16 protein-coding genes are annotated in these 16,481 nt (G+C 73.8%); 3 read left to right on the top strand and 13 right to left on the bottom strand.

Annotated features, from left to right (window positions below; translation table 11 throughout):
• Positions 1-48: 48 nt before the first annotated feature.
• Genes O7542_RS00260 through O7542_RS00245 form a run of 4 tightly spaced genes read right to left on the bottom strand, consistent with a single transcriptional unit; the run spans position 49 to position 3,390 of the window.
• The gene (locus O7542_RS00260; RefSeq protein WP_199496149.1) at positions 49-798 is read right to left on the bottom strand and encodes a CbiX/SirB N-terminal domain-containing protein; all 750 of its coding nucleotides are present in this window, start codon (positions 796-798) and stop codon (positions 49-51) included.
• Positions 780-1,529 carry a phosphoadenylyl-sulfate reductase gene (locus O7542_RS00255; RefSeq protein ID WP_043328516.1) on the bottom strand — a complete coding sequence of 250 codons (750 nt, stop codon included), beginning with the start codon at positions 1,527-1,529 and terminating at the stop codon, positions 780-782. Before O7542_RS00255 ends, O7542_RS00260 begins: the two co-directional genes overlap by 19 nt.
• Positions 1,526-1,684 (bottom strand): hypothetical protein, encoded by a 159-nt coding sequence (locus O7542_RS00250; RefSeq protein ID WP_013288361.1) that lies wholly within the window; start codon positions 1,682-1,684, stop codon positions 1,526-1,528. The genes O7542_RS00255 and O7542_RS00250 overlap by 4 nt, the downstream gene beginning before the upstream one ends.
• On the bottom strand, positions 1,681-3,390 hold the full coding sequence (locus O7542_RS00245; RefSeq protein WP_043330952.1) for a nitrite/sulfite reductase: 1,710 nt from the start codon (positions 3,388-3,390) through the stop codon (positions 1,681-1,683). Before O7542_RS00245 ends, O7542_RS00250 begins: the two co-directional genes overlap by 4 nt.
• A gap of 602 nt (positions 3,391-3,992) precedes the next feature.
• Between O7542_RS00245 and O7542_RS00240 the strand changes: the two genes are divergently transcribed.
• Positions 3,993-5,888 (top strand): glycosyltransferase family 39 protein, encoded by a 1,896-nt coding sequence (locus O7542_RS00240; protein WP_281605544.1) that lies wholly within the window; start codon positions 3,993-3,995, stop codon positions 5,886-5,888.
• On the opposite strand, the gene O7542_RS00235 is transcribed toward O7542_RS00240, so the two are convergent.
• Both O7542_RS00235 and O7542_RS00230 read right to left on the bottom strand, forming a co-directional pair.
• On the bottom strand, positions 5,863-7,452 hold the full coding sequence (locus tag O7542_RS00235) for a PAS domain-containing sensor histidine kinase (protein WP_064447882.1): 1,590 nt from the start codon (positions 7,450-7,452) through the stop codon (positions 5,863-5,865). The genes O7542_RS00240 and O7542_RS00235 overlap by 26 nt on opposite strands.
• Before the next feature lie 25 nt (positions 7,453-7,477).
• Positions 7,478-8,506 carry an SIS domain-containing protein gene (locus O7542_RS00230; RefSeq protein ID WP_069087353.1) on the bottom strand — a complete coding sequence of 343 codons (1,029 nt, stop codon included), beginning with the start codon at positions 8,504-8,506 and terminating at the stop codon, positions 7,478-7,480.
• Between the two features lie 184 nt (positions 8,507-8,690).
• On the opposite strand from O7542_RS00230, the gene O7542_RS00225 reads away from it, so the two are divergent.
• Positions 8,691-10,289, top strand: a complete 1,599-nt coding sequence (locus O7542_RS00225) for a tetratricopeptide repeat protein (RefSeq protein WP_281605543.1) — start codon at positions 8,691-8,693, stop codon at positions 10,287-10,289.
• A 224-nt stretch (positions 10,290-10,513) separates the two neighbouring features.
• On the opposite strand, the gene O7542_RS00220 is transcribed toward O7542_RS00225, so the two are convergent.
• Positions 10,514-12,106, bottom strand: coding sequence for an MDR family MFS transporter (locus O7542_RS00220; RefSeq protein WP_281605542.1), 1,593 nt, complete (start codon positions 12,104-12,106; stop codon positions 10,514-10,516).
• Positions 12,107-12,225: 119 nt separating this feature from the next.
• On the opposite strand from O7542_RS00220, the gene O7542_RS00215 reads away from it, so the two are divergent.
• Positions 12,226-12,801, top strand: a complete 576-nt coding sequence (locus O7542_RS00215) for a TetR/AcrR family transcriptional regulator (protein WP_064447884.1) — start codon at positions 12,226-12,228, stop codon at positions 12,799-12,801.
• A gap of 6 nt (positions 12,802-12,807) precedes the next feature.
• Here O7542_RS00215 and O7542_RS00210 read toward each other — a convergent pair whose 3' ends face one another.
• The 6 genes from O7542_RS00210 to O7542_RS00185 all read right to left on the bottom strand — a co-directional run bounded on the left by O7542_RS00210 (position 12,808) and on the right by O7542_RS00185 (position 16,354).
• Positions 12,808-13,320 (bottom strand): GNAT family N-acetyltransferase, encoded by a 513-nt coding sequence (locus tag O7542_RS00210; RefSeq protein ID WP_064447885.1) that lies wholly within the window; start codon positions 13,318-13,320, stop codon positions 12,808-12,810.
• Positions 13,317-13,532: a biotin/lipoyl-binding carrier protein gene (locus O7542_RS00205; RefSeq protein WP_043328500.1), complete on the bottom strand. Its 216-nt coding sequence runs from the start codon at positions 13,530-13,532 to the stop codon at positions 13,317-13,319. The genes O7542_RS00210 and O7542_RS00205 overlap by 4 nt, the downstream gene beginning before the upstream one ends.
• A 396-nt stretch (positions 13,533-13,928) precedes the next feature.
• Positions 13,929-14,216, bottom strand: coding sequence for a mycothiol system anti-sigma-R factor (gene rsrA, locus O7542_RS00200; protein WP_043330951.1), 288 nt, complete (start codon positions 14,214-14,216; stop codon positions 13,929-13,931).
• A gap of 2 nt (positions 14,217-14,218) precedes the next feature.
• Positions 14,219-15,025: a sigma-70 family RNA polymerase sigma factor gene (locus O7542_RS00195; RefSeq protein WP_043328498.1), complete on the bottom strand. Its 807-nt coding sequence runs from the start codon at positions 15,023-15,025 to the stop codon at positions 14,219-14,221.
• Positions 15,026-15,253: 228 nt separating this feature from the next.
• Complete coding sequence (locus tag O7542_RS00190) at positions 15,254-15,847, bottom strand: alpha/beta family hydrolase (protein WP_233607797.1); 594 nt, start codon at positions 15,845-15,847, stop codon at positions 15,254-15,256.
• Positions 15,848-15,961: 114 nt separating this feature from the next.
• A complete protein-coding gene (locus O7542_RS00185; RefSeq protein ID WP_030503699.1) occupies positions 15,962-16,354 on the bottom strand; it encodes a WhiB family transcriptional regulator in 393 nt (130 codons plus the stop codon).
• Positions 16,355-16,481 lie beyond the last annotated feature (127 nt).

Raw genomic sequence — 16,481 nt, 5'->3', positions numbered from 1 at the left:
AACGCCCCGGCCGGGATTCCGGCCGGGGCGTTGCGTTGTCCTCACCCGTCAGGCCGCAACCGTGTCCACGCGCCGCCGGACCAGATCCGCCAACTCCGGCAGGTCGTTCAGCGGCTCCGCCACCGCCACCGCGCCCGCCGACCGGGCCGCCGCGCGTACCCCGTCGTGGAACCGGCCCGGCGCCAGGAAGTAGGCCGCCACCGCGACCCGGCGGGCCCCCGCCGCGCGCAGTCGCGCCACCGCGCCGCCGACCTCCGGCGGCGCCGCCGAGGCGTACGACACGCGGCACGGCACGCCCAGCCCGGCGCCGAACGCCGCCGCGACCCGGCCCACCGAGGCACGAGCGGCCGGATCCCGGGTACCGGCCGCCGCCAGCACCACCGCGTCCAGCCCGCCCGGCTCGTCGCCGGTCGCCTCCGCCAGGCGGCGGCGCAGCCCGTCCAGCAACCCGCCGTCCACGCCGGAGCCGGCCGGGCCCAGCACGTCGGTCACCCGTACCTCGATCTCGGCGCCGGCCGCCGCGACCGCCGCCGGAATGTCGACCTTCCGGTGGTACGCGGCGGTCAGCAGCAGCGGCACCAGAACCGCCCGGGAGTGGCCGGCGGCGGCAAGCCCGCGCAGCACCTCGGCCGGGCCGGGATCGGTGTGGTCCAGCCAGCTCGGCAGCACCGCACGACCGGGCCAGGTGTCCGCCACGGCCCGGGCCAGCGCCCGGGTCGCCTCCGCCGCCCGAGGGTCACGGCTCCCGTGCGCCACCAGCACCACGGGTGGCCCGGCCCTCAGGTGTGCAGGCCGCACTCGGTCTTCTCGAACATCGCCCAGCGACCGGACCGCGGGTCCTCCCCCGCCTTCGTCCGCCGGGTGCACGGCCAGCAGCCGATCGAGCCGTAGCCACGGGCGAACAGCTCGTTGACCGGGATGTCGTACCGGGCCACGTACGCGTCCACCTCCCGCTGCGTCCACGCCGCGATCGGGTTCACCTTGACCTTGCCGCGCCGCGCGTCGAAGCCCACCACCGGCGTGTTCGCCCGGGTCGGCGACTCGTCCCGGCGCAGCCCGGCGGCCCACGCGTCGTACCCGGACAGCGCCCGCTCCAGCGGCTCCACCTTGCGCAGCTGGCAGCAGTCGTCCGGGGACCTGTTGAACAGCCGCGGACCGTACTGGCCGTCCTGCTGGCCCACGGTCATCCGAGGCCGGATCGAGCGCACCCGCACCGGCATCCGGCGGGCCACCTCGTCACGCACCCGCAGCGTCTCCGGGAAGTGCAGCCCGGTGTCCAGGAACACCACGTCGACGCCGGGCGCGACCCGGGAGACCAGGTGCGCCACCACCCCGTCGGCCATCGAGCTGGTCACGCAGAACCGCTCGCCGAACGTCTCGGCCGCCCACCGGGCGATCTCGATCGCCGGCGCGTCCGCCAGCTCCCGGCCGGCCTCCTCGGCCAGCGCGCGCAACTCCTCCGGGTCCCGGCGGGCCGGCCCGGCCTCGCCGATCAGGCCGAGGCCGGCGGCGGAGACGAGGCCGCTCACCGGGTCACCGCCCGGCTCAGCAGACCGGTGAACTTGACCGCGAAGACCCGCGCGCAGGCGTGGCACTCCCAGGCGCCGTGTCCGGCCTCGTGCGGTCGCAGGTCCTCCTCCCCGCAGTACGGGCAGTAGAGAGGCGCAGATCGGGCATCGCTCATCGGAGCTCCTCCTCGTCGGCTCTGATCACCCAGTTGGCGAACGTCTCACCCTCGGTCCGGCCGGCCAGGTAGCGGCGGGCGAGCCGTTCCACGTACTCCGGAAGCTCCTCGGCGGTGGTCTTCAGGCCGCGCAGCTTGCGGCCGAAACCGGCGGTCTGGCCCTGGGCCATGCCGAGGCCGCCGCCGAGGTGCACCTGGAAACCCTCGACCTGCCGGCCGTCCGGGCCGACCACGAGCTGGCCCTTGAGCCCGATGTCCGCGACCTGGGTGCGGGCGCAGGCGTTCGGGCAGCCGTTGAGGTGGATGGAGATGTCCGCGTCGAAGTCGCGCAGCCGCTCCTCCAGGCGCGCGACCAGTTCCTCGCCGCGCCGCTTGGTCTCGACGATGGCGAGCTTGCAGAACTCGATGCCGGTGCAGGCCATCGTGCCGCGCCGCCACGCCGACGGCCGGGCCTCCAGGCCGATCCCGCGCAGCGCCGTGACCAGCTCCTCGGTCCGCTCCGGCGCCACGTCCAGCACCAGCAGCTTCTGGTACGGGGTGAGCCGCACCCGGCCGCTGCCGTGCGCCTCGACCACGTCGGCGAGCTGCGCCAGCTGGGTGCCGGAGACCCGGCCCACCACCGGGGCCGCGCCGACGTAGTTCGCGCCGTCACGCTGGGCGTGCACACCGATGTGGTCCACCGGCTTCGCCGGCAGTTCCGCGGCCGGACCGTCCAGCAGCGTGCGGCCCAGGTACTCCTTCTCCAGCACCTCCCGGAACCGCTCCACGCCCCAGTCGGCGACCAGGAACTTCAGCCGGGCCCGGTTACGCAGCCGGCGGTAGCCGTAGTCGCGGAAGATGCCGACCACACCGGCCCACACGTCCGGCACCTCGTTCAGCGGCACCCAGACGCCGAGCCGCTTGGCGAGCATCGGGTTGGTGGAGAGCCCGCCGCCCACCCACACGTCGAAGCCGGGACCGTGCTCCGGGTGCTCCACGCCGAGGAACGCGATGTCGTTCGCCTCGTACGGGGTGTCGACCAGCCAGGAGATCGAGGTCTTGAACTTGCGGGGCAGGTTGGAGTACGCCTTGTCGCCGACGTACCGGCGGACGATCTCGTCGATCGCCGGAGTCGGGTCGAGCACCTCGTCCCGGGCCACCCCGGCGACCGGGCTGCCCAGCACGATCCGGGGGCAGTCGCCGCACGCCTCGGTGGTCTGCAGGCCGACCGCCTCCAGCCGGCGCCAGATCTCCGGCATGTCCTCGACCCGGATCCAGTGGTACTGGATGTTCTGCCGGTCGGTGATGTCGGCGGTGTCCCGGGCGAACTCGCGGGAGATGTCCGCGATCACGCGGAGCTGGGCCAGGTTGAGCTGGCCGCCGTCCACCCGGACGCGGAGCATGAAGAACTCGTCCTCCAGCTCGTGCGGCTCCAGGACTGCGGTACGCCCGCCGTCGATGCCGGCCTTGCGCTGGGTGTAGAGGCCCCACCAGCGGAACCGGCCGCGCAGGTCCTGCGGGTCGATCGAGGCGAAACCGCGATGGGCGTAGATGTTCTCGATCCGGTCCCGCACGTTCAGCGGGTCGTCGTCCTTCTTGATCCGCTCGTTGGGGTTGAGCGGCTCTTTGTGCCCGAGCGCCCACTGGCCCTCGCCGCGTGGCCGGCGGGGCGCACGGGCGGCGGGCGCCGGGGAGTCGGGACGGGTCGGGGTGCTGCTGACCGCCATCGCGGCGTCCTCCATTGCTTGCTGCGGTGCCTGCGAGCGCGGACGCGGCGGCCGGCCCGGGAGTGGGCCGTGGACGGCGATGTCGATGACGGCCGGCGCGAGTGCGCGCCCGAGACGGAAGGGTCGGGCGTCGTCAGTGGGCCGGACAGATCGCGCTGCGCACGCGGCCGTAATCGACGTGGCGGCGAGCCACGAAGCGGCGGACGACAGCGGCGGTCATGTGCCTCATGCTGCCACACCACGCCCGGCCGGACCACAGCTCCGCACTGTGATCCCACATCACGGGCCCCAACCGGGATCGACTCCCGTCCCTGTCCCCCGCCCTCCCTCCCCGCCCTCTCCCGTTGATCAAGGAGTTGACGTCCCCCAACCCGCCACATCAGGCCGCAATCTCCTTGGTCGACACCGCCGGTCCCCGTCCACCCCCGTCACCGCACCGTTGATCATGAAGTTGGCGGGGGCAAAAGGGACGGTGAGTGCCGTCAACCTCATGATCGACGGGGCGGGGGCCGGGGTGGGGCCGGGCGGGGCGGGGTGGGCCGGGTGGGTGGGAAATGGGGGAGCTGGGGGGTGAGCGGGAGCGGGCGTGTGACGCTGCGGGGGTGAGGAGGTTCGGGCCCGCGTCTGTTCGCGCCCTTCCCGGCTGGGCGGTGTGGGTGACGCCGGGGCTGCTCACGCTCGTGGTGACGCTGGCCGGGATCGGGCACGCCCAGCCGTGGCGGGACGAGCTGGCCACCTGGAGCGCGGCCACCCGCCCGCTATCCGACCTGGCCCGGATGACCCGCACCATCGACGCCGCCACCGGGCCGTACTACCTGCTCATGCACGGCTGGACGGCGATTGCCGGCACGTCGCCGACGGCGCTGCGACTGCCCTCCGCGCTCGCCATGGCCGTGGCCGCCGCGCTCACCGCCCGCCTCGGCGCGGTGCTGGTCGGCCGTCGCGCCGGGCTGCTGGCCGGACTGCTGTTCGCGGTCCTGCCGGTCACCTCGCGGTACGGGCAGGAGGCCCGCCCGTACGCCCTAGCCACGCTGCTCGCCGTGCTGGCCACGCTGCTGCTGGTCGAGGCGCTGCGCCGGCCGACCTGGCGACGCTGGGCCGGGTACGCCGCTGCGGTCGCCGCGCTCGGCCTGCTCCACCTGGTCGCGCTCACCCTGCTCGCCGCGCACGCCGTGGTGGTGCTGCTGACCGCCGCACATGGCCCTGCGGGGGTCGTCGATCCGCCCGGCCAGTCCCGAGCCCAGATGCCCGACGCGAGCCGGCCACGCCGCAGACACCTGTGGCGTTCCACCCAGCCACGAGATCGAGCGCGAGTGGAACACCACGGGTGTCACGACGCCCCGCAGACACCCACGGCGTTCCACCCAGCCACGAGATCGAACGCCGGTGGAACGCCACGGGTGTCACCGCATCCCGGGAGCAGGGAGCATGACAGGGACGCGCCGGAAGCGGAACCGCAGAACGTGACCGGCGAGGCTCGGGAGGCGCTGGCCGGGTGGCTGCTGGCGCTGGTGCCGGCCGTCGTGCTCGTCACCCCACTGGCGCTCGTCGCCCGGGGGCAGCGCGGTCGACAGCTCGACTGGGTCGACCCGGCGCGCCTGCCCGACCTGGCGGCGCTGCCGGGTGCGCTGGCGCAGAGCGGCGTCGTCGGCGGTTTCGTGCTCGCGCTCGCGGCGCTCGGCGTGGCCCGGCTGGGTCGCCGGGCGCTGCTGCCGGCCGCCGCCGTGCTGCTGCCGGTGCTGCTGATGTTCGCCGCCGGAACGATGGTGCCGCTCTGGGTGACCCGCTACCTGGTCTTCACCGTGCCGTTCGCCTGCGTACTGGCCGGCGCCGCGCTGGCTGCCGCGCGGGTCACTCCCGCACCGGCCCGAACGCCGGCAACAGCAACGCCCGCTGAAGCAACGCCCGCTGAACCAGCGCCCGCTGAAGCAACGCCCGCTGGACCAGCGCGCACGGCGACACCCGCCGCAGCCGGCCGCACTGCCGCGCCCGCGGAAGCAGAGCAAGGGCCGACGTCGCCGCGCGGACGGGTCGCGGCGGGAATCGCGGTGGTGGTCCTGGCCGGGCTGCTCGGGTTGCCCGATCAGGCGGCGCTGCGCCGCACCCACGAGTGGCCGCGCAGCGCACCCGTCGACTACGCGGGCGCGGCCGGGATCATCCGCGCCGGGCAGCGGCCGGGCGACGCGATCGTCTACTCGCCCCGGGACGGCTGGCTGTTCCCGGATCTCGGCATGGCGTACCACCTGGGGTCGAGGCTGCCACGCGACGTGCTGGTGGTCCGCGACCAGCGTCAGGACGCGAGCCTCTGGGCCGTGGAGTGCGACGACCCGGCGCGGTGCCTGGCCGGGGTGGACCGGGTGTGGCTGGTGGTCACCGGCCGGCGCGCGGACCCGTTGGCGGCGGTGCCGGGTGCGAAGGGCGACGCGCTGCGCGCGGGCTACACGGTGCGGCAGGTGTGGCCGCGTCCGGGGATCACAGTGGCCCTGCTCGTCCGGTGAGGCGGTCGGTGGTGCCGCGGGCCAGCGGTACGACGATGGCCGCCTCGGTGCCGCCGTCGGCGCCGTTGCGCAGCTCGATGGTGCCGCGCAGCTCGCCGGTGACCAGCGCCCGGACGATCTGCAGGCCCAGGTTGCCGCCGCGCTCGGCGTCGAACTGCTCGGGCAGCCCCCGGCCGTTGTCGGTCACCGTGACGTGCAGTTGCTTGCGCGCCCGGTGCGCGGAGACCACAACCTCGGGCCGGGGCGCGGAAACCCCCGCCTCCGGCCGGGGCACGTCCACAGGAGGAGCGGCCGCCTCCTCCTCGGCCGACGGGAAACCGTGCTCGACGGCGTTGAGCAGCAGCTCGTTGAGCACCATCACCAGCGAGGTGGCGATCTCGGCGGGCAGGACGCCGAACGTGCCGCGGCGGCGCATCCCGACGCTCACCTCGGTGGCGGCGACCTCGGTGGCGGCGCTGGCCACCCGGTCCACGATGCCGTCGAACTCGACCGCCTCGTCGCTGGACATGGAGAGCGTCTCGTGCACCAGCGCGATCGAGGCGACCCGGCGTACCGATTCCTCCAGCGCGACCCGGGCCTCGGGCATGGAGACCCGCCGGGCCTGCAGGCGCAGCAGCGCGGCGACGGTCTGGAGGTTGTTCTTCACCCGGTGGTGGATCTCCCGGATGGTGGCGTCCTTGGTGATCAGGGCGCGGTCGCGGCGGCGTACCTCGGTGATGTCACGGACCAGCACCAGCGCGCCGATCGGCACTCCGGCGGGCATCAGCGGCAGCGCCCGGGTGAGCATGGTGGCGCCGCGGGCGTCGATCTCCCGCCGGGGCGGTGCCTCGCCGCGCAGCGCGGCGAGCACGGCGTTGCCCGCGTCGGTGCCTTCGAGGGGGTCGCCGGCAAGCCGGCGGTGCAGCTTGGCCAGGTCCTCGCCGACGAGGTGGGAGGCGTAGCCGAGGCGGCGGTACGCGGACTGCGCGTTCGGGCTGGCGTAGGTGACCTTGCCGTTGGCGTCGAGCCGCACCAGGCCGTCGCCGACCCGGGGCGCCGAGGTGGTCTCGCCGGGGTGCCGGGGCGGCGGGAACGTGCCGTCGGCGATCATCTGGGCCAGGTCGTCGGCGGTGGTGAGGTAGTTCAGTTCCAGCTGGCTCGGGGTGCGCGCGGTGGACAGGTTGGTGTCCCGGCCCACCACGGCGATCACCTCGCCGGCTTCACCGTCGCCGGTGCGCAGCCGGACCGGGATCGCCTCGTGGCGGGCCGGGACGTCGCCATACCAGACCGGGTCGCCCTCGCGCCAGATCCGTCCCTGCCGGTAGGCCACCTCCAGGTGGGCCACCTCGGCCCCGCCGACGATCCGCCCGACCTGGTCGTCCAGGTAGGCGGTCGGGGCGGTGGTGGGACGGACCTGGGCCACGCAGAGGAACGTGCCGTCGCCGTCCACCGGCACCCAGAGCAGCAGGTCGGCGAAGGACAGGTCGGACAGCAGCTGCCAGTCGCCGGCGATCCGGTGCAGGTGGTCGATGTCGGCCGGGCGGAGCGCGGTGTGCTCCTCGGCGAGGTCACGGAGGGTGGACACGCCACACAGCGTGCCACGCCGGGCCTCACATCGTCGCCGTGACCTTCTTCAAGCCGCGCGGCGCGTCCGGGTCCTCGCCCCGGGCCAGCGCCAGGGCCAGCGCGAGCCGTTGCAGCGGCAGGATGTCGAGCAGCGGCGCGTACCGCTCGTCGACCTCGGGCACCGCCATCCGGGTCTCGCCGACCTCGGCGGAGCCGACCACCACCACGTCGGCGCGGCGCTCGCCGAGGCGGGGCAGCACTTCGCGCATCGACGTACCGCCGGGGCCGGAGCCGACCACGGCGAGCACCGGTACGTCCGGGTCGGTCATGGCGAGCGGGCCGTGCAGCAGGTCGGCGCCGGAGAAGGCGAGCGCCGGCAGGTACGAGGTCTCCATCAGCTTCAGCGCCGCCTCGCGCGCGGTCGGGTACGCGTACCCCCGGCCGGTGGTGACGAGCTGGGCGGCGAACCGGTAGCGCGGCGCGAGCCGGGCCGGGGTGTCGTCGGCGAGCGTCTGCGCGGCCAGCTCGGGCAGCCGGCTCAGCGCGGCGCGCTCCTCGGCGGGCAGCACGCCGTCGCCGGCGCGTACCCCCTCGATCAGCATGAGCAGCGCGAGCAGCTCGGCGGTGTAGGTCTTGGTGGCGGCGACCGCCCGCTCGTGGCCGGCGGCGATGTCCACGCTCAGCTCGGCGGTCTCGACCAGCGGCGAGCCGGGGTTGTTGGTGACGGCCAGGGTGAGCGCGCCGGAGGCGCGGGCGACCCGCAGCACCTCGGCGAGGTCGGGCGAGCCGCCGCTCTGGCTGACGCCGACGACGAGCGCGTCGGAGAGGTCGGGCCGGGCGCCGAAGACGGTGATCGCGCTGGGCGAGGCCAGCCCGGCGGGCAGCCCGAGGCGGATCTCGGTCAGGTAGGCCGCGTAGAGCGCGGCGTGGTCGGAGGTGCCCCGCGCGGTGAACACCACGTGCCGGGGGCGCCGCTGCGCGACGACGGCCGCGACCTCGGCGATCGCCGCGGCGTGCTCGGCGGAGAGCAGACGCTCGTAACCGGCCGGCTGCTCGTCGATGTCGGCGGCCATACCGGCCCCTGCTCGCGTCACTCCAGACCTCCTTCTGCGCGTTTCTCGCGCGTTCGATGCTCAGTCTTGCACGTTTCAGCAACCTCAATCAACGCAACGAGCAGGAGTGCGCAGTGGATCACTAATTGACGGAAGATCCCCTAGGCTTGCCCGGCTGACCGACCCCGACCGGCGGAAGGACGACGTGCCCGAGGACGACGCCGCGCTCTCGGCGGAGGAGGAACTCGCGCTGGCTCGGCTGGCGCTGGGCGAGGGCGACCTGCGGCACGCCGCCGACCACATCGCCGCCGCGCTGGTCCGCTCCCCCACGCTGCCCGAGGCGCACGAAGCGCTCGCCCGGCTGGACGCGGCCAGCGGCGGCGACCTGGACCTCTTCCCGCTCGGTCAGCAGGCGTTCGTCGGCGCCGTGGTGGCCCGCGCGCACCTGCTCGCCGCCGCCGGCCGGCCCGCCGAAGGGCTCGACCTGCTGGCCGCCGCCACCGGCTACGCGCCCGCCGCGCCGTGGGCGGCCGTACCCTGGGTGACCGCCACCGACCTGCCGGAACGCCTCGACCCCGAACGCACCGCCCGGATCCTCATGCAGGTCTGCGCGGCGGCGCCCGACCCCGCGCCGCGCCGGCTGCGCGAGCCGCTGGCGCCGTACCTCACGCTGGCCCGCAACGCGATCACCGTGCATCCGGCCCACCCGCTGCTGCTGGGCGCGGCGTCCGCGCTGGCCCGGCGCCTCGGCGAGGTCACCCTCGCCGTCACCTGGGCCACCCGGGGGGTACGCGCACAGCCCACCAAACTCGGCGAGGTGTGGCTCGGGTACGCGTACCGCAGCGCCGGCCGCACCGGCGAGGCGCTGGCGGCGCTGGAACGGGCTGTCGCGCTCGACCCCGACGACCTCGCCGTCTACGCGGACATCGCCGGCACGCTCGCCGACAACGGCCGGCTCGACGCGGCGCTGGGCTGGATCGACCGGGCGCTGGCGAAGGACCCCACCTTCGACTGCGCCGTGCACACCGCGCACCGGCTGCGCTACCTGCGCGACGGCGACGTGGACCACCTGGTGGCGCTCGCCGATTTCGTCCGGGAACATCCGGACGACACGCACGAGCACGGCGACCTCGCCGAATGCTGCCGGGGGCGGCCCTGGCTGGGTCAGGTCACACCGGCAGACGACGATTTCCCGTCCCCCGACGGGCCCGCCCCCTCGGCAGCCGCGGTACGCCGCCTCCAGCACCTGGCGCACCCGGCGTGGGCGCACCCCCCGGCCGCGTACGACGCCGCCGTCGGGCTGGCCACACTGGACCTCGCCGACCTGCTCGCGCTGCTGGCGCACCCGCCGGAGGCACCCGCCACCGCGCTGGGCCGCGTGCTCGGCGGGCAGGACCCGGCACTGTGGAGACGCTGCGCGCAGGTCTGGGCCTGCCTCGGCCTGCTGCACCACCGCACCGACGAGCCGTGGGAGTCGTCGACCCGGCGGCGGGTGCTGCACGAACTGGCCACCGATCCCGGGCCGGCCGCCGAGGCGGCGCTGTTCGCCCTGGTCACCGCCGCCTGGGTGGACCCGGCCACCCGCGCCGACGTGGCCGCCGTGGTGGCCGGGCGGCTCACCGAGGTGTCATCCGGCGCCGCCCGGCGTACCCCGGTGGCGGTGTCGCTCGCCTATCTGGCGCGGGCGACCCCGGCCCTCGACCCGGCCGCCCGCGCCACCGCCGACTCGCTCATCGCCGGCGCCGGCGGAGGCCCGCTGCGCCGCCTCTGGCGACGCCTCACCGCCCTGTTCCGCAGAGGCTGAGCGCCGGGACCGTTCCGGGGCCCCATTTCCGGCCGGCTCCCCGGCCCCCACCACCCAGCCGAGCGCCGCCACTTCGCCGAGGTGGCGCGATCAACTCCCCTCCGACCCCACCACTCCCCCGATGTGGCGGGCAGCGGGCGGAAGGCACCGGGTGCCTCGCTGGGGTGGAGACGCGGCGGCCCCGCGTACCCCCGGGGTGGGGGCGCGGGGCCGCGGCGGGTGAGTCAGGCGACGGGGGCCTTGCCGAGCGCGGCCTCGGCCTCGTCCTCCGGCGTGGGGCCGGCCGGCCGCACGTCGTTCGTCGCGCGCAGCGGCACCTCCTTGATGAACCAGGCGAGCACCGGCACGGCCACGGTGAAGAGGACCGCCCAGAAGAAGACGTGCGAGATGGCGTCGGCGAGGCCGCCGAGCACCGCCTCGCGCATCGGGCCGGTGAGGTTCTTGAGGGCTTCCAGGTTCATCGCGCCGCCCTCGCCGCCACCCGAGCCCGCGAACGCGGGGCCGGCCGCCGAGTCGGCGAGACGGTTGGCGAAGATCGCGCCGAAGAGGGAGACGCCGAACGAGCCGCCGATGGACCGGAAGAACGTGGCGGCGCCGCTGGCGGCGCCGAGGTCCTTCTGCTCGACGCTGTTCTGCGCGATCAGCATCGAGGTCTGCATCAGGAAGCCCATGCCGACGCCGAGCACGACCATGTAGAGCGAGGACTGCGCCTTGCTGGTGTCCACGTCGAGCAGGCTGAGCAGGCCCATCCCGGCGGCCATCACGACGCCGCCGACGATCGGGAAGGCCCGGTAGCGGCCGGTCTTGGTGATCGTCCGGCCGACCACGAGCGAGACCACGAGCATGCCGAACATGAGCGGGAGCAGCAGCAGGCCGCTGTTGGTGGCCGAGGCGCCCTGGACGGTCTGCTGGTAGAGCGGCAGGAAGTTCATCGCGCCGAACATGGCGAAGCCGAGCAGGAACCCGATCACCGAGATCAGCGCGAAGTTGCGGTTGGCGAACAGGCTCAGCGGCAGGATCGGCTCGGGCGCGCGCCGCTCGACGAGAGCGAACACGCCGAGCGCGGCCACCGCCAGCACGGCGAGGCCGAGGATCTGCGGCGAGGCCCAGTCGTACTGGTTGCCGCCCCAGGTGGTGACCAGCACGATCGCGGTGATGCCCACGGACAGCAGCGCCGCGCCCAGCCAGTCGATCTTGTGTTCGGTACGGTACTTCGGCAGGTGCATGGTGGTGGCCAGGACCAGCAGCGCCACGCCGCCCAGCGGCAGGTTGACGTAGAACGCCCAGCGCCAGGAGAGGTTGTCGGTGATGAAGCCGCCGACCAGCGGCCCCGCGACCATGGCGATGGCCATGATGCCGGCGATCATGCCCTGGTAGCGGCCCCGCTCGCGGGGCGGCACCAGGTCACCGATGATCGCCATGACGCCGACCATCAGGCCACCGGCGCCGAGGCCCTGCACGGCGCGGAACGCGATCAGCTCGATCATGCCGCTGTCGGCGCCGCCGAAGACGCCGGAGCCGGACATGCCGCACAGCGCCGAGCCGACCAGGAACACGACGACGGCGGTGAGGAAGACGGCCTTGCGTCCGTAGAGGTCGCCGAGTTTGCCCCAGATCGGCGTGGAGACAGTCGTGCCCAGCACGTACGCGGTGACCACCCAGGTGAAGTGGTCGGCGCCCCCGAACTCGAAGACGATCCGCGGCAGCGCGGTGCTGACGATCATGTTGTCGAGCATCGCGAGCATCATCGCGATCATCAGGCCGAACAGGACGACGCGGATGTTCGGTCTCGCGACGACCGGGGCTTGTTGACTCATCGGTAGGCTCCCCCGCAGATCATGTGATCAACTTACTTGCCGCCCGGCTAGTTGACTTACTAGCCGGACGGTAAGCTGATGACGGTCGGACGTCAAGCGGATTGGAAGGAAGTCGGCTGGTGAGGGAGACCACAGGAGGCACACGGCAGCGCATCCAGGCCGTCGCCTTGGAACTCTTCACCGAGCAGGGCTACGAGAAGACGTCACTGCGGGAGATCGCCGAGCGGCTCGGCGTCACGAAGGCGGCGCTCTACTACCACTTCAAGAGCAAGGACGAGATCGTCACCAGCTTCGTCGACGACCGGCTGCGCCGGATGGACGAGCTGATCGCCTGGGCCGCCGACCAGCCACCCACCCTGGCGACCCGCCGCGCCCTGCTCGGGCGGTACGCCGACAGCATGTTCGCCGGCGACCTGCCCCAGGTGATGCGCTTCTTCGAGCAGAACCAGACGGTGCTCAAGAGCCTGGTCGCCGGCCAGCAGATGCGGGACCGGATGATGCGGCTGGCCCACGAGCTGTGCCGGGGTGACGACTCGCCGGCCGCCCAGCTGCGCGCCACGCTGACGCTGTTCGCGGTGCACACCAGCTGGTTCGCGGTCCGCGCGCCCGGCATCACCGACGACGAGCGGAAGCGGATCGCGCTCGAGGTGGCCGACGAGCTGCTCGCCAAGATCGGCGAGACCGGCCAGGGCTGAGCCGGTTCAGCCCGCCGCGGTCAGGTCCAGTCGCAGACCGAGCAGGTCGATGCCGGGCAGCGGCGACCAGTCCTTCTCCGGCAGCCGGACGAACCCGAGCCGCTCGTAGAGGCGGTGCGCGTTCGCCGCCATCCCGGCGCGTACGCAGATCACCACCGCCGTGCAGCCCAGCTCCGTCGCGCGCGTCACGCACGCGGCCGCGAGCGCGGCGCCGGCGCCCCGGCCCTGCGCGGCCGGATCCACCGCGAGCATCCGGAACTCCGCCTCGCCCGGGCCGGCGAGTTCGGCGTACGGGGTGCCGGGCAGCACGAACGTCACCGCGCCGAGCACCTGGCCGGTGGTGTCGTCGACGGCCACCAGCACCTCGCCGGTCTGGGCGCGGGTGGCCACGTCGGCGAGCACCGGCGCGTACCCGCTCTCGTCCTTGAGCTGGCCGTCCGCCTCGTACGCGGCCACAGTCAGCCGCGCCACGGCCGGGAAGTCCGCCGGCTCGGCGCGGCGCACCAGCAGGGCGGTCAACCGATCTCCGCGATCAGGTCGCCGTCCTGCACCACGTCTCCCTCGTTGACGGCGAGGCGCTGCACCACGCCGTCGGACTCGGCGACCACCGGGATCTCCATCTTCATCGACTCCAGGATGACGAGCGTGTCGCCCTCGGACACGGTGTCGCCGGCCGACACCACGACCTTCCAGACGTTCGCCACCATCTCGGCGCGGATCTCCTCGGCCATCTTCCGGCCCTCCCTCTCCCCGACGACTCCCCGACAGTCCTGCGAACGGTATCCAATCATGACGCCGGTCACGCCGGGCCGCGCACCACCGGGCACGCGATGCGCCCCACCGCGCTCCGGCGGGCTGCGTCGGCACTAGCATCGTGCGGGTCGGCCACCGGCGAGCCGGGGAGCCACACCGCGACCTCCGCCGCGGCCAGCCGCGGACGGAACCGTGACCAGCACAAGGAGGCAGAGCATGGCGAAGAAGGCCCGCAAGAAGAAGGCCCGGAAGAAGAGCAGCGCCAACCACGGCAAGCGCCCCAACTCCTGATCATCGGGAGCAGCGCGGCACCTGCCGGAAACGCGTGACGGCCCGGGTCCGATCATTCGGACCCGGGCCGTTCCGTCGCTTGTTCAGTCGGCCAGTTCGCGGGACTCGGTGGTCTCGAAGACCACCAGCTCGGTCAGCCGCAGACGCAGCCGCTCACGCAGCTTCTCCGGCGCCGAGTCGTTGCCGCAGCACCGGGCCACGAGCGCCTTGACCTCCTGCTCGATGCCGTACTCGCGCAGGCACGGCCCGCACTCGTCCAGGTGGTGCCGGATCAGCAGCCGGCGCTCCTCGCCGCACTCCAGGTCCAGGTAGAGGTAGACCTCGGCGAGCACCTCGCGGCAGTCCGTCTCGTGCGGTTGTCCACAGCTCACGGTCACACCTCCCGGCTGGCGGCGGCGGTCGAACCCTTCTTCGACGAGGCGGCGCTGAAACCGCGCTCCGCCGCGTACTGCTCGAGCAGCTTCCGCAGATTACGTCGGCCACGGTGCAGACGGGACATCACGGTGCCGATCGGCGTGCCCATGATGTCGGCGACCTCCTTGTAGGAGAAGCCCTCGACGTCGGTCAGGTAGACGGCCAGGCGGAACTCCTCCGGCAACTGCTGGAGGGCCTCCTTGACGTCGCTGTCCGGGAGCCGGTCGAGCGCCTCCGTCTCGGCCGAGCGCAGGCCGCTGGAGGTGTGCGACTCGGCCTCGGCGAGCTGCCAGTCGGTGATCTCCTCGGTCGGCGCCTGAATGGGCTGCCGCTGCCGCTTACGGTAGGTGTTGATGTAGGTGTTGGTCAGGATCCGGTAGAGCCAGGCCTTCAGGTTCGTGCCCTGCTCGAACTGGTGGAAGGCGGCGTACGCCTTCAGGTACGTCTCCTGAACCAGGTCCTCCGCGTCGGCCGGGTTGCGGGTCATCCGCAGACCGGCGGCGTAGAGCTGGTCGACGAAGGGCATAGCGTCCCGCTCGAAGCGGGCCCTGCGCTCGTCCGTCTTCTCGGTGGTCAACCGCACATCCCCTCGCGTCGGATGCTTTCCCGCTGAGGATACGCGTACCCACTTTCCGGCAGATTCACTTCCGGAGTCTGTGCCGGTGCTCACGACCGACGCCGCGGGCCACTCCGGCGCGTCGAGCAGCCGCCTGAGCTGCCGCTCGTCCCGTTCGTCCCGTTCCCGGCTCCGTGTCTGTATCGGCACCGGTCACCCCCCTCGCGCTGGCACTGTCGTCGTCCACAGGGAGGTAACGCGAGGTACGGGGTGCGGCATTCCACAGGTCCCACCCGATCCTGGCCCCGGCGGCGGCCGCGACCGCCGCTGGGACCAGGAAGGGCCTGGGAGGGTGGCCCCGGCGCACCCGAACCGGGCGGCCGGCACCAACCGGTGCAACGACCCGCCGCGGGCGACGGTCACGGCGCGCGCCGTCGCTCAGGACAACCATCCGTGTACGCGCAGCCAGTCCCGGACCACGGCGGCCGTGCCGGCCGGGTCGCCCCGCAGGTCGTGCCGCTGTCCCGGCCGGACCACCACCTCGATCCCCGGGCCGGGTTCGGGCACGCCGAACGGGTCCCGGTCGCCGTTGACCACGAGCGTGGGCAGCCCGGTGAGCAGTTCCGCGGCCCGGGAGCGTTCCGGCCGGCCCGGCGGGTGCAGCGGGAACGCCAGCGCGACGACTCCGGCCGCCCCGACGGCGGCGGCGGTGCGGCAGGCCACCCGGGCGCCGCTGGACCGGCCGCCGACCACCCAGTCGCGCACCTGCGGGGCGCGCCGGCGAAGCTCGGCCAGCACCGCCGTCCACGCCTCGTCGAGGTGCCCGGCGGGAGCGGGCGCGCGCCGCCCGGCGACCCGGTACGGCTGGGTCACCAGGGCCACCCCGGCCCCGGCGTCGCGCACCGCGTCCCGGACCGCCGTGAGGTCCGGCGCGTCCACGTCGCCGCCTGCCCCGTGGCCCAGCACCAGCACTGTCGCGCCGTCTGCGGGCGGGTGGAAGCGGAACCGCGCCCGTCCCCGGGGTGTGTCGATCTCGTCGTCGTGCCGCACCGGCCCATTCTGCGCGTGCCGGTCGGCCGGCGGCGCCGGGACGGGCCGAACCGGTCGTCGCCCGTGGCCCGCGGACGGGCCACGGGCGACGAGGGATCAGCTCAGCGGCACCAGGGTGAGCAGGCGGTCACGCACCGGCGGGCCGGCGTCGTCGATCGCGTCCGGATCGGGTTGCACCTCGCTGCGCCAGGCCACGAGCATGGCTCGGCGCTCGCGCGGCGTGGTGCCGCCCCAGACGCCGTGGCAGTCGCCCACCTCCAGCGCCCAGGCCAGGCAGGAGCCCTGGACGTCGCACGTGCGGCAGAGCGCCACCGCCGCGTCGGCCGGCTCGTTCGGCGCCGGGAAGAACGTCTCCGGATCGACGTTCTGACAGGTGCCTCTGGTGCGCCACGCCTCGTCCTGGCGTCGTTCGTGCAGAGCCCGCAGCAGTCGTGGGTCGCGCCGTGCCGCGGCGACCTCGTGCGGGCGGGGCATGCGTGCCCGTGTCAATACACCCACCTCCCCCGTGGGACCGGCAGAGATCTTTCAGCAAGATCGATGGGTGTCGTCGCCCCGTGCGAACCAACGCCCATCACCGGCGCTGTGTTCTATCGCATTCGCATACGTAAGGACAAGA

It is taken from the genome of Micromonospora sp. WMMC264, from assembly GCF_027497275.1.
GTDB lineage: Bacteria > Actinomycetota > Actinomycetes > Mycobacteriales > Micromonosporaceae > Micromonospora > Micromonospora chalcea.
Note: the sequence above shows the minus strand (reverse complement) of the source record. Positions and strands in the feature narration are given on the sequence as shown.